Annotated in this window: 12 protein-coding genes; 9 read left to right on the forward strand and 3 right to left on the reverse strand. The window is 38.4% G+C overall.

Annotated elements, in window-relative coordinates; genetic code table 11:
- Positions 1-7: 7 nt before the first annotated feature.
- Together HNP36_RS04075 and HNP36_RS04080 are read right to left on the reverse strand one after the other, a co-directional pair.
- The gene (locus HNP36_RS04075) at positions 8-862 is read right to left on the reverse strand and encodes a nucleoside phosphorylase (RefSeq protein WP_184160154.1); all 855 of its coding nucleotides are present in this window, start codon (positions 860-862) and stop codon (positions 8-10) included.
- A 20-nt stretch (positions 863-882) separates the two neighbouring features.
- Complete coding sequence (locus tag HNP36_RS04080) at positions 883-1341, reverse strand: hypothetical protein (RefSeq protein ID WP_184160152.1); 459 nt, start codon at positions 1339-1341, stop codon at positions 883-885.
- 225 nt (positions 1342-1566) lie between these two features.
- Between HNP36_RS04080 and HNP36_RS04085 the strand changes: the two genes are divergently transcribed.
- The 3 genes from HNP36_RS04085 (at position 1567) to HNP36_RS04095 (ending at position 6757) form a co-directional block, all read left to right on the forward strand.
- Entirely contained in the window at positions 1567-3396 is a 1830-nt protein-coding gene (locus HNP36_RS04085; RefSeq protein ID WP_184160150.1) for a cytochrome-c peroxidase, read from the forward strand.
- A 247-nt stretch (positions 3397-3643) separates the two neighbouring features.
- Positions 3644-5797: an alkaline phosphatase PhoX gene (locus HNP36_RS04090; protein WP_184160148.1), complete on the forward strand. Its 2154-nt coding sequence runs from the start codon at positions 3644-3646 to the stop codon at positions 5795-5797.
- 60 nt (positions 5798-5857) lie between these two features.
- On the forward strand, positions 5858-6757 hold the full coding sequence (locus tag HNP36_RS04095) for a leucine-rich repeat domain-containing protein (RefSeq protein ID WP_184160146.1): 900 nt from the start codon (positions 5858-5860) through the stop codon (positions 6755-6757).
- Between the two features lie 2 nt (positions 6758-6759).
- Here HNP36_RS04095 and HNP36_RS04100 read toward each other — a convergent pair whose 3' ends face one another.
- On the reverse strand, positions 6760-7083 hold the full coding sequence (locus HNP36_RS04100) for a translation initiation factor (protein ID WP_184160144.1): 324 nt from the start codon (positions 7081-7083) through the stop codon (positions 6760-6762).
- 166 nt (positions 7084-7249) lie between these two features.
- On the opposite strand from HNP36_RS04100, the gene HNP36_RS04105 reads away from it, so the two are divergent.
- From HNP36_RS04105 to HNP36_RS04130, 6 genes are all read left to right on the forward strand, one after another.
- Positions 7250-8179, forward strand: a complete 930-nt coding sequence (locus tag HNP36_RS04105) for a DUF2268 domain-containing putative Zn-dependent protease (RefSeq protein ID WP_184160142.1) — start codon at positions 7250-7252, stop codon at positions 8177-8179.
- Positions 8180-8320: 141 nt separating this feature from the next.
- Positions 8321-9862 carry a 2,3-bisphosphoglycerate-independent phosphoglycerate mutase gene (gene gpmI / locus HNP36_RS04110; protein ID WP_184160140.1) on the forward strand — a complete coding sequence of 514 codons (1542 nt, stop codon included), beginning with the start codon at positions 8321-8323 and terminating at the stop codon, positions 9860-9862.
- A 144-nt stretch (positions 9863-10006) separates the two neighbouring features.
- Positions 10007-10984, forward strand: a complete 978-nt coding sequence (locus HNP36_RS04115; RefSeq protein ID WP_184160138.1) for an acyl-ACP desaturase — start codon at positions 10007-10009, stop codon at positions 10982-10984.
- 92 nt (positions 10985-11076) lie between these two features.
- Positions 11077-11508 carry a BT0820 family HAD-type phosphatase gene (locus HNP36_RS04120; protein WP_184160136.1) on the forward strand — a complete coding sequence of 144 codons (432 nt, stop codon included), beginning with the start codon at positions 11077-11079 and terminating at the stop codon, positions 11506-11508.
- A gap of 96 nt (positions 11509-11604) precedes the next feature.
- Positions 11605-12414: a type I methionyl aminopeptidase gene (map, locus tag HNP36_RS04125; RefSeq protein WP_184160133.1), complete on the forward strand. Its 810-nt coding sequence runs from the start codon at positions 11605-11607 to the stop codon at positions 12412-12414.
- Positions 12414-13181 (forward strand): class I SAM-dependent methyltransferase, encoded by a 768-nt coding sequence (locus HNP36_RS04130; protein WP_184160131.1) that lies wholly within the window; start codon positions 12414-12416, stop codon positions 13179-13181. The genes map and HNP36_RS04130 overlap by 1 nt, the downstream gene beginning before the upstream one ends.
- The last annotated feature ends 41 nt before the right edge of the window (positions 13182-13222 follow it).

A 13222-nucleotide genomic window follows, 5' to 3' on the forward strand; every position in this document is an offset into this window, starting at 1 on the left:
CCTTTAATTATTTAATGATTCTTTCCAGTACCCAATCAATGAGATTCTTTTCAGAGGCATGATGGTCTGCAGAGAATTCTCCACGTCTTCTGTTGGCAATAACGTTGTTTACTGTAATTGCTTTGTGGCCCAATAATTTTGAAAGAGCATAAATTGCTGAGGTTTCCATTTCAAAGTTTGTGATTCCAAGATCGTTCAATGTTTCCAGGAATTTATCGTCAACGGCTTTTAAACGAAGCTGTCTTCCCTGTGGAGCATAGAATCCCGGGAAAGTGGCGGTATTCCCGTGGTATTTGGCATCTTTATAATATTCACCCATTTCTTCTGCCCAATCTGAGAAATAAAGCATAGGTTTTATCTTTGCATACGGGAATCTTTCCATAAAGCTTCTGGAAAACTCGTTCTCAAAGTTGTAATCCTGGTAGAAATGCATCAGTCCGTCCAGACCTACAACATTTTGAGTTACCAGCATATTGTCAACCTGTACGTCAGGATTTACACTTCCGCAGGTTCCCATACGGAAAAGCTCAAGCGCTTTGTGCTCAGTTTTAAATTCTTTGTTTTTAAGATCAATGTTTACCAGAGCATCAAGCTCATTCATTACGATATCGATGTTCTCTGTACCGATTCCGGTGGACATTACGGTGATTCTTTCCCCGCGAAGTGTTCCGGTATGGGTATAGAACTCCCTTTTATTTTTCTTGATCTCTACTTTGTCAAAATATTTCGAAACTTTTGCCACTCTGTCCGGATCTCCCACAAGGATGATCTTATCAGCAATATCTTCAGGTAAAAGGTTGAGGTGGTATACACTTCCGTCGTCATTCAGCACCAGCTCTGAGGCAGCAAGTTTATTTAGCATAATTTATATTTTTTTGTTTTTTAATCAATGAAAATAGCTTCTTTATAAGGTGATCCGGCCAGGTCGTAGATTGTGTCGTATTCTTCAACAATCCTTTTCTGTCCCTGGAAAATTTCATAAACCGTAATAATAGTTTTTTCAAAATTTTTAGGATCTTTTCTTTGGGTTGTAATCTCATAGAATTTATCTCCTTTTTTAAGGACGGAAACCATTTCTTCTTTGGTAGAATTATTGGATTCCATCATACCCGGAAATTCCATGACGATATCTTTCAGGTCTGTATAATTTTTATAAGGCTTTGTCACTCCATTGGAATAGATGTAAACGTTTGGGATCTGCTTGTCTTCTTCAAGACGGACCAGGTAGTAATCATTACCCTTTTTTTCTGCATATACGGCCATTTCTTTCTTTTTCTTCTGCGAAAATGCAAAAATTGAAAGGAAACTCGCCGTAAAAGCAAGCAGTATTTTTGTTTTCATAATATAGTTTGTCTTAATTTGATGAAAATGGTGTTAAAATCCTCTCCCAATATCTTTCGTCATCATTTTTAAACCGGGCTGTAGAAATAAGCCGTCCTTAAGTATAATGAATTTGATTTCGGGGTTTAAAATTAGTAAAAATATTTTACCTGAAATATAAACATTTTTTAATCTGCAATTAATCTTAAGATAACATCAGGACGGTACTTTTGCCGATAAAAATTCATGAGATTATATCCGCTGCTGGCTGTGTTTGTATTGATAGGTTTGGCCGTCATGTCTTTTAACCCGGTTGATAAAGGGAAAGAAAGCGAAAATACTTTTGTTAATAAAGGCCTCGCAGATTTTAAAAGCAGGCTGGATCAGCTGAAATCAGATGTATATCAATTCTCAGAAGACCGGATTTCTGTTGAAGAACTTAGAAATTCACTAAGCAGAACGAGAAATTCATTTAAAGAAGTGGAATTTTATATTGCTTATCATTATCCTGAGTTTACAAAGACCCATCTTAATGCTGCTCCGTTATTTCATATAGAAGCTGCAGGAACTTCCGCTTATACCTTGCCTCCGGAAGGACTCCAGGTCTTGGATGAGCTGATATTCTCCGATGAAGCTGCTGAGGAAAAGGAAAAGATCAAAACCATTACAGATTTTCTGTACAATTCCTATTCCGGCTTTTATCTGAGTACTGTGAAGAATGGCTTAAGCAAAGGAAATAACAAAACATTGCCTTTAAGAATAGAGCTGATAAGAATATATACCCTTGGAGTTACAGGCTTTGATACACCCGGTTCCCTGAATATTTCAGAAGAAGCCCGCCATGCTTTCATCGGGATTAAAAAATACATCAATGATGATGCTTATTTTAAAAACTACAATGTTCAGCAAGCGAATCAAGTTCTTACAGAAGGAATCAATTATCTTTCCGACAATAAAGATTTTGAGGCTTTTGACAGGATTGAATTTTACAAAGAATATGTTCAGCCTCTTTATGAAGAATTGGGGAAATGGGACGGAAGAGAAGATGATCTCAAAGAATTTTCAGGATGGAATATAAAGAGTAAAAACCTTTTCAGCAGCGATTTTCTGAACCCATATTTTTACACGCTACTGAAATCTTCCGAGGATAATGCAGACCTCCGAAGTCTCGGAAAATCTATCTTTTATGATCAGAATTTGAGCCAGAGCGGTAAAATGAGCTGTGCTGCGTGCCACCTTCAGGAAAATGCTTTTACAGATCTTAAGGTGAAATCCCAGAGTAATGTGGAAGGAAAAACAGTTTTGAGAAATTCTCCGTCCCTGTACAATGCGGTTTTTGCTAAAAGATTCTTCTATGATCTGCGTGCATTTTATCTGGAACAGCAGGCAGAACACGTAATTTATAACGATGATGAGTTCAATACCAGCTATGAAGACATTATCAAAAAACTGAAAACAAAACCTGAATATAAAAAAGCTTTCCGTATTGCTTTTAAAGACGGTAAAATAAGTAAAGAGAATTTTTCCAAAGCTCTGAGTTCTTATGTAGCATCCCTGTATTCTTTTGACAGCGATTTTGACCGTTTTATGAGAAATGAAAAAGAAGTTTCCGAAGACGTTAAAAAAGGCTACAATCTGTTTATGGGAAAAGCCAATTGTGCAACGTGCCATTTTGCTCCCCATTTTTCAGGCCTCGTTCCTCCGTTTTTCAATGAAAATGAATCTGAAGTTTTAGGAGTTACAGCGAAACCAATCAACCATCTTCCCGTTGAACTGGATGCTGATCCTGGAAGAGGAAACAGTCCCGTACAAAAGGAAAAATCATGGATCTATGATTATTCCTTCAAAACCGTTACGGTAAGAAATATTGCACTTACCAGACCTTATTTCCATAACGGTGCCTTCAATACGCTGGAAGAAGTCCTGGATTTCTATAATGAAGGCGGAGGAGAAGGACTTGGCTTACAGATGAAAAATCAAACCTTACCGCCGGATAAACTGGATTTAACAAAAACAGAAATTAAACAGGTTATTGCTTTCCTGAATTCATTGACGGATATCAGCAGGGCAAAATAGTTCAGGTTTCGGGTTACGAATTTCATGATGGATGTTGATATTAGCCTAGGTCTTCATAAACTTTTACATCCCGTATCCCAAAACCCGGAACACGAATCCCGTAACCCGAAACATTTAACAATAATTTAATTCCCTTAACATTGGCTTATAGATTTATTAATATTCTCAAGCTTTTATTTAAAGTCCTATTAACAGAGGTGCCACGCTAAAAAAATAGTTTTGCAGAGTCTAATAAATCAAATAGAAAATGAAGAAAAAATTACTGACAATTGCGGCATTGGCAATGGTTGCCGGCTTTAGTGTACAGGCACAGACTTTCTTATTCAATAAGAATTCGTCTTGGAGCTATAAAGATAATAACCAGGCACTGGCAGATACCTGGAAAGGCCAGACGTTTGATATTTCAGCATGGACCACAGGAAACGGGCCTCTTGGCTATGGAGATCCTGTAACCACTACAATAAGCTCAGGTCTTACGGCAGCTTATTTTGCCAAAGATTTAACCGTAGATCTTTCAACTCTTTCAGACAATATGGAACTTGGAGTGATGCGAGATGACGGTATTGTAGTCTATCTTAACGGAGTGGAAGTGGTAAGAGACAATATGCCTGCAGGTACTATTGCTTTCAATACTCCTTCAAGTACTACCATTGATGGCGCTGCAGAAAATGTTTATAATATTTTCTCTATTCCTAAATCTAAATTTGTAAACGGAACCAACAGGATTTCCGTAGAACTTCATAACAGAACCGGAGCCAGCTCAGATCTCAGAATTGATGCCTATTTAAAGACAACGGCAACCGTTACACCCACTCCCGGTTGTACGGGAACGCATATCAGCTGCTTTACATCCATTGTTCCTACTGCACAAACCAATAAACTGATTATTCCTGCTGAGCATAAATACCAGCTTATTTTAAAAGAGGGTGACAATTATACCGAAGGAGGCGGAATGGTAGGAGGCCAGAACGACTTTACAGCTTATGTTGCCAAATCAGGAAGCAGTGCCAACGGATATCTTTCCGTGAACCATGAAACAAATCCGGGAGGGGTTACGATGGCTGAGGTTAGTTACAATGCTTCTACAAAGCTTTGGCAGTTGACAAGATCCAGAGCGGTAAGCTTCTCAGATCCTAGCCTGGTTCAGACAATCAGGAACTGTTCAGGTGGAGTAACTCCGTGGGGAACTGTTGTTACGGCAGAAGAGTCCGTTACTTCCAATGATGTGAACAATGATGGTTATAAAGATTATGGCTGGCTGGTGGAAATAGATCCGGCTACCGCACAGGTGGTTTCCAAAAACACAGACGGATCAAAAGGAAAGCTATGGCAGATGGGTATTATGAACCACGAGAATGTGGTGGTAAACAATGAAGGAACTACAGCTTATTATGGAGAAGACGGAGGAACCCACATGGTTTATAAATATGTGATGGATACCCCTAATGATCTTTCTTCAGGAAATCTTTATGTATTGAAACTTGACCAGGGATTAACCACTGCCGGAGATCCGGTTGGAACTACAGCCACATGGGTGCAGGTTCCGAATAAGGTTAAAGCAGACCAGAATAATACGACAACTCTTGCCCAGTCACTGGGAGGAACAAGATTCAATGGAGTGGAAGATGTTGACATTAGCCCACTGGACGGAAAGATTTATTTTACAGCAAAGGGATTAGACAGAATTTACCGTCTTCAGGATAACGGAACAACAGCTTCCCAGGTTGAAACCTTTGCAGGAGGTGCTTCCACAGCATATTCTTTCAATACGCCACAAGGCATGAAAACCGAAGCATGGGGTGACGGAAACGATAATCTTACCTTCGATGAGCTGGGGAACCTTTGGGTACTTCAGGATGGTGGGAAAAATTACATCTGGGTAATTGCTCCGGATCATACACAGGCTAATCCTAAAGTGAGACTGTTCGCTTCGATGCCGGCAGGATCGGAGCCTACAGGTCTTACCTTTACTCCTGATCATAAATTCGGTTTCTTCTCGATCCAGCATCCGGATGGTACCATTGCTACAGATGTTGATGCTACAGGGAATACCATTGATTACAGAGGAAAATCGGCCACCATTGTTATTGCTTTAAAACAAAACCTGGGAACAGCGGGTGCTTTAGGAACTATCGAAAACCAAAATGCAGAAAATACAGTTGAGGTTGCTCCAAATCCTACTTCAGGAATCGTCAAAATCAATTCACCGAAAGGATTGAAAGATATTTCGGTAACTGCGTATAGCATGGATGGAAAAATTGTTTTTACCAAGAAATTCAGCGGAGTAAACAGATCATTGGATCTTGATTTTACCCATCAGCTGGAATCTTCCCGAATCCTGATGCTGAATATTGAAGCAGAAGGCGGTTTCCAGAAGACTGTGAAATTATTAAAAAAATAAATTATTAATACTTGTTTCGGGGGGCGGCGGCTTTGCCGCCGCCCCCCGAAACTTATCCTTATGAAAAAGTTTATCCTGTTTATTTCTATTCTTTCCCTTTGTCTGGTTAAGGCACAGATCGACCCTGTAAAATATCCTACGTTTACCAGTATTGATGAAGCATTGAACAGCAAAAAAACTGTTTACAGTATGAGCTTCAGGGAAAAGGGACTTTTTAACCTTCCTCCACAGATCTCAAAACTGGAATCTTTATTTTTCCTGAATATTATGGGAAATAAGCTTGAAAAGATGGATCAGGAGATTTTTGATCTGACTGAGCTGGAAATTCTGAATGTGAATGAAAACAGCATCAAATATATTCCCGATGAAATAAAGAACCTGAAAAAGCTTCACACTTTCTCAATGAACCTTAACAGCCTGACAAGCATCAACCCTAATTTGGCAAAGCTCCAGAACTTAAAAGCGGTTCATTTTGATGCCAATAACCTCAATGTATTTCCGGAAGCATTGATGGAAATTCCTGCTCTGGAAGAAATCAATCTCCAGGGAAACCAGATCAGTATCATTGCTGACCGTTTATACAGAATCAAAAACCTGAAATTTCTAAACCTGTCTGGAAATCAGATTAACGATCTGGGAAATCTTTCCTTTCCTAAAAATTTAAAATATCTTGAATTACAGCAGAATGCCATTGTAAACCTTCCTGAAAACCTGTTCAGGGCCAAAAATCTTGAATTCCTGGATGCAAGCAGCAATCATATTACAGAAATATCCCCGGAAATAAAAGGATTTAAAAATATAGTCAGTATGAATCTGGCCAACAATAAATTAAAAGATCTTCCGGTAGAGATAGGACAGCTGAAAAAGCTTAAAACCCTAATTCTTACAGGAAACCCCATAGAAAAAGCAAAGATTGAGCGATTAAAAAACCTGCTGCCGGAAACCCGGATCTATTTCTAGATCTATCCGCCGACTCTTTTGGTTTTATATCCCATTTCTTTAAGGATATTCATTATTTTGTCACGGTTATCGCCCTGAATAATGATCGTTCCGTCTTTCTCCGAACCGCCTATTCCCAAGGTGGTTTTTATTTTTTTAGAGACTTTCTTTAAATCTTCTTCACTGCCTTCCCAGCCTTCAACAATCGTTACAGGCTTGCCGTTTCTGCCTTTTTTCTCAAATTTGCACACCAAAGGCTCTTTCTGCTTGAATTCTTCTTCAGGCATTTCAAAATCCTGCTCTTCATGTTCAGGAAAAAGGTTTTTTAACTGATCTCGTAAATCCATAAAGCAAAATTAAAAAGATTTACCGAATTAATGAATGGAAATAATAAATGAAATTTCAATTTTTAAAAACAACAACGGAATTGAATAAAAAAATCTATGAAAATTAGGACTCAACATAAGTTTTTATAGTTTTGACCGTTTGATAGAATATTTAAAAAAAACTAATATGAGAACCAGATACATTTTTGCATTCCTATTTTTAGCTTTTGGAATTACCAAAGCTCAGACAGGTTTCTCCGGCGACCCGTTAAACGCGGTAATTGAAACTAAAGATACAGACCGCTTCTGGAAAGCATTCGATATAATGGAAACCTCTAAACAAAATCCTTTTACAGAATATATCAGAAACGGATCTCCGGGTGTAAAAGGTTTTATGGAATACAGGATCATCAATGCAGATTCATTATATACAATGGTAAAAAAGAGAAAAGAAGATTATCTCAAAAGTCGCAATGTTCTGGCCGGAATCAATCAGAAAGAAAGAAGAATCAGAGCTGTTTACAGTGCCTTGAAATATTGGTATCCGCAAGCTAAATTTCCACCTATATATTTTGTATACGGAAGATTTAATACCGGAGGAACGTTTTCTAAAGACGGAATTATGATTGGGACGGAAACCCTTCAGAATCTGGATGGCATTGTTGGGCTTGCCTCTCATGAATTGATCCATTTTCAACAGGATATCAAAGGAAATGATAACCTGTTAAAATATACAATAAGTGAAGGAAGTGCAGATTTTATCAGTGAATTGGTATCCGGAGAAACTAATAACAGCCCGTTTTATAAATATGGAGAAGCCCACTCTGATAAATTATATAGGGAATTTGTAACTGTGCTCAAGAAGAAGGACCCTACAGACTGGCTTTACGGAACCAGTAAAAAAGATGACCGCCCCAACGATCTGGGATACTGGATGGGATATAAAATTTCTGAGGCTTATTTCAGGAAGCAAGCAGATAAGCATAAAGCTATTCACGATATTTTAAATATTCAGGATCCTCTTCTGTTTCTGAAAGAAAGTGCCTTTCTGGACCAGTACATCAGAGAATATGCAAAGAAAAATAATATGAAATTCGAAGACTTTTTTAAAGAATAACTTTTTGTTTGAAGACCGCAGAGAATTCATGATTCTTAAATGATCTGCCGAGGTTCCTGATCCACATCAATAAATTTCAGACTTCAAATTCTTTCATTCATCCGAAATTAGGTAAATTTGTGTAACAAAAAGTTATAGAAAATGTCAAAAAAAGCAATATTAGCAATCCTTGACGGATGGGGACTGGGAACAAATCCTGAGGTTTCTGCCCTGGATAAAGCAAACACTCCATTTATAGACAGCTGTTACCAAAAATTTCCACATACAACACTTGAAGCCAGTGGCCTGGCAGTAGGGCTTCCCGCAGGACAGATGGGGAATTCTGAAGTAGGACATATGAATTTAGGAGCTGGAAGGGTAGTCTACCAGAACCTTGTGAAACTTAACATGGCTGTTGAAAACGGAACACTTGGACAGCAGCAGGTCATTCAGGATGCTTTCGAATATGCTAAAAGAGAAAATAAAAAATTACACTTTATAGGATTGGTTTCCAATGGAGGAGTACATTCACATATCAATCACCTGAAAGGTTTACTTACCGCTGCACATGAATTCGGACTGGATGAAAATGTTTTTGTGCATGCATTTACAGACGGGAGAGACTGTGATCCGCATTCAGGATTAGGTTTTATAGAAGAACTGCAGGATCATATGCAGAAGACAGTGGGAAAACTGGCAACCGTAATCGGCAGATATTACGCAATGGACCGTGATAAAAGATGGGAACGTGTAAAATTGGCCTATGATGCCATGGTAGAAGGTATCGGGCTTCAAACGACAGATGCACTGGCCGCTATAAAAGATTCCTATAATAATAATGTGACTGATGAATTCTTAAAACCCATTATTTTAGTCAATACAACAGCAACAGGAAATATTGTTCCCGTAGCAAAAATCATAAACGATGATGTAGTAATCTGCTTCAATTTCCGTACGGACAGAGGACGTGAGATCACGGAAGTTCTTTGCCAGAAAGATTTCCCGGAGTTCTTTATGCATAAACTGGACCTTCATTATATTACTTTAACAAACTACGACAAAACTTTCCAGAATGTACAGGTTGTTTTTGATGAAGAAGTTTTGAAAGAAACAATGGGAGAAATTCTCGAAAGAAATGGCAAAACACAGATAAGAATTGCTGAAACAGAGAAATATCCTCACGTAACCTTCTTCTTTTCGGGAGGAAGAGAAGAGGAATTTACAGGAGAAAGAAGACTTCTTTGCCCAAGTCCGAAAGATGTTCCTACCTACGATCTGAAGCCGGAAATGTCAGCTTACGATATTACAAATGCTATTGTTCCCGAACTGGAAAATGAAACCGCTGATTTTATCTGTCTGAATTTCGCCAATACAGATATGGTAGGTCATACAGGAGTTTTTGAAGCAGCCGTAAAAGCAGCCGAAACCGTAGATAAATGCATTGAAAAAGTGGCAACCACTGCTTATGAGCACGGATATGCCGTATTTATTTTAGCTGACCACGGAAATTCAGACGTAATGATCAATCCGGATGGTACACCAAATACACAGCATTCTACGAATCTTGTGCCGTTTATTGTCATGGATAAAGATCACACATGGAATTTAAAACCCGGAAAACTGGGCGATGTAGCTCCAACTATCCTGAAAGTAATGGGTGTTGAAGTTCCGGAAATTATGACAGGAGATATTTTAGTTAGTTAAAATTCAATAATATTGTCCGAAAAATGCCGTTAGAATATAGATGGCGGCATTTTTGCATGATTTATATCAGTAATCGTGAATTTGTTATTATGCTGCAAATAATAAATAAATCATATCTTTGCAATTTAAAATCCATATAGTAAGATGTATCAAAAGCTTGTCAGAAAAGAAGTAATGGGAATATTGGAAAAGGAGGTGAGTTCTTTTCTGGATAAATTTTTAACTCCGATTGAAAAAATATGGCAGCCTTCTGACTACCTGCCTGATCCATCCAGCTCAGATTTTAAATATGATCTGGAAGAAATCCAAACCTTTGCACGTGAAATGCCTTACGATCTTTTTGTAACATTGATCGGAGACTGTATCACTGAAGAAGCATTACCTTCTTATGAATCATGGTTAATGGGCGTTGAAGGAATTGACCAGGAAGAAAAAATAGGCTGGACCAACTGGGTAAGAGCATGGACTGCTGAAGAAAACAGACACGGAGACCTTCTGAACAAATATCTTTACCTGTGTGGAAGAGTAAATATGAGAGAAGTGGAAATCACTACTCAATACCTTATTAACGACGGTTTCGATTTGGGAACAAGTATGGACCCTTATAGAAACTTTGTTTATACAAGCTTCCAGGAAACAGCGACCAATATTTCTCACCGTAGGGTAGGAACCCTGGCAAAACAATCAGGAAACGGAAAACTGGCCAAAATGTGTGGGGTAATTGCCGCAGATGAAGCCAGACACGCTAAAGCTTACAAGCATTTCGTTGCCAAGATCCTTGAAATAGATCCATCTGAAATGATTCTTGCGTTTGAAGACATGATGCGTAAGAAAATTGTGATGCCGGCACACTTAATGAGACAATCCGGGCAGAAAGCCGGAGAGCTTTGGGGACATTTTTCAGATGCGGCCCAAAGATGCATGGTATACACCGGAAACGACTACATCAATATTTTATCAGACCTACTGGATGAATGGAAAATTGAACACGTAAAAGGACTTACTGAAAAAGCTGAAAAAGCTCAGGAATACCTTATGAAACTTCCTGCAAGACTACAGAAAATTACTGACAGGGTAGCCACACCGGATCTGCAGTTCCAGTTTAATTGGGTGAAAAGTTAAGTTCATATCTTTTAAATTATAAAAACTTAAGAGTGCCATCGTTTTCGGCACTCTTTTTATTTCTTATCTTTGCAAAGCTAAAAAAGAACAAAATGTTAAATAATAAAAAAATTGCCGTTGATTTTGATGGAACCATCGTGGATGATGCGTATCCGGCAATTGGAAAAGCTAAGATTTTCGCTTTCGAAACATTAAAAAAACTTCAGGCAGAAGGATACAGATTGATCCTCTGGACATATAGACACGGAAAAACCTTAGATGAAGCTGTAGAATTCTGCAGACAGAACGGGTTGGAATTTTATGCAGTAAACTCCAGCTTTGAAGGAGAAGTTTTCGATTCAGGAAACCAATCCAGAAAACTGGATGCAGACTGGTTCATTGATGACAGGAATTTAGGAGGGTTTCCAGGCTGGGGAGAAATCTATAATATTATCCAGGACAGAATAGAATTCCGTGTAGAAGGAAAAGAAGTTCTGGCTTATTCAAAACTTAAAAAAGAAAAGAAAAAAGGACTTTTCTGGTAGAAAAAATAATATAATAATTCAGCAGTATAACAATGTAGCAATAATGTATTGATAAATTGTTAGACTGGTACATTTATACATTGGTAAATTAATACAATGATTCAATTAAAAACAATAGAGGAACTCCGTTTGATGAAGGAGAGCGCACACCTGGTTTCAAAAACACTGGGAATGCTTGCAAAAGAAATAAAACCGGGAATCAATACTTTATATCTTGATAAATTAGCCCATGATTTTATTAAAGATCACGGTGCAGAACCGGCTTTCTTAGGATATGGCGGTTTCCCGAATTCTTTATGTATTTCTCCGAATGAGCAGGTTGTTCACGGTTTTCCCAATAATGACATTATAAAAGAAGGAGATGTCCTTTCTGTGGACTGTGGAGTTATTCTTAACGGCTTTGTGGGAGATCACGCCTATACATTTGAAATTGGAGAAGTAAAACCAGAGGTTAAAAAATTGCTTCAGGTAACTAAAGAATCCCTTTACAAAGGAATTGAACAGTGTGTGAGAGGAAAAAGAATAGGGGATATTTCCCATGCAATCCAGTCGCACTGTGAAAAAGAAGGCTATGGTGTAGTAAAAGAGCTTGTAGGGCATGGTCTTGGAAGACAGATGCATGAAGATCCACAGGTTCCGAATTACGGAAGGCAGGGAAGCGGAAAAGTGATCAAAGACGGCCTTGCCATTGCTATTGAACCGATGGTAAATATGGGTACTGAAAAAGTAAAATTCCATAATGACGGCTGGACAGTAACTACGCTGGATAACCTGCCTTCCGCACACTTTGAGCATGATGTAGCGGTGATCAACGGGAAACCGGTATTGCTTTCTACATTTAAATATGTTTATGAAGCCCTGGGTATCGTAAGTGATGAAGAAAAGCCATTCCAACTGGATTTTTAATGAAAAAAGTAACTAAACTTTTACTTAATAAAATACCGCGTCCTATGCTTATTAAAATGAGCATTTGGGCGAGACCTCTTATCTATCAGTTTTTCAAAGGAGATGAATTCTACGATCCCATTGACGGAAGATCTTACAGGAAATTCCTTCCTTACGGCTATGGAAAACAAAGGGAAAATGCGCTTTCCCCGGGAACACTGAGCCTGGAAAGACACCGCCAGATGTGGCTCTATCTTCAGAATGAAACAGACTTCTTCATTAAAAATGCCAAAGTTCTTCACATTGCTCCCGAGCAGGAATTTTTGAGGAAATTCAAAATGATGAAAAACCTCAATTATATTTCTGCAGACCTTTTTTCTCCCATCGTAGATGTGAAAGCGGATATATTGGATTTACCTTTTGAAGACAACAGTTTTGATATCGTATTCTGTAACCATGTCCTGGAACATATCCAGGATGATGCAAAAGCGATGAGTGAGCTTTACAGGGTAATGAAACCGGGAGGATGGGGAATTTTTCAGGTTCCGATGAGGAACTCCATGGAGAAAACCTATGAAGATTTTACCATCACAGATCCTAAAGAACGCCAGAAGCATTTCGGGCAGTACGATCACGTTCGCTGGTACGGAATGGATTATTTTGACCGTTTGAGAAAAGCTGGTTTTGAAACAGAACCGAACTTTTATTCACAGAATTTTTCAGAAGAAGAAATCAGAAAATACGGGTTAAGAAAAAATGAAATCTTACCTGTAGTATTCAAAAAATAATAACAATAAACCCGCCCTCACAAAAAAGACGGGTTTATTTA

Source organism: Chryseobacterium shigense, assembly GCF_014207845.1.
GTDB lineage: Bacteria > Bacteroidota > Bacteroidia > Flavobacteriales > Weeksellaceae > Chryseobacterium > Chryseobacterium shigense_A.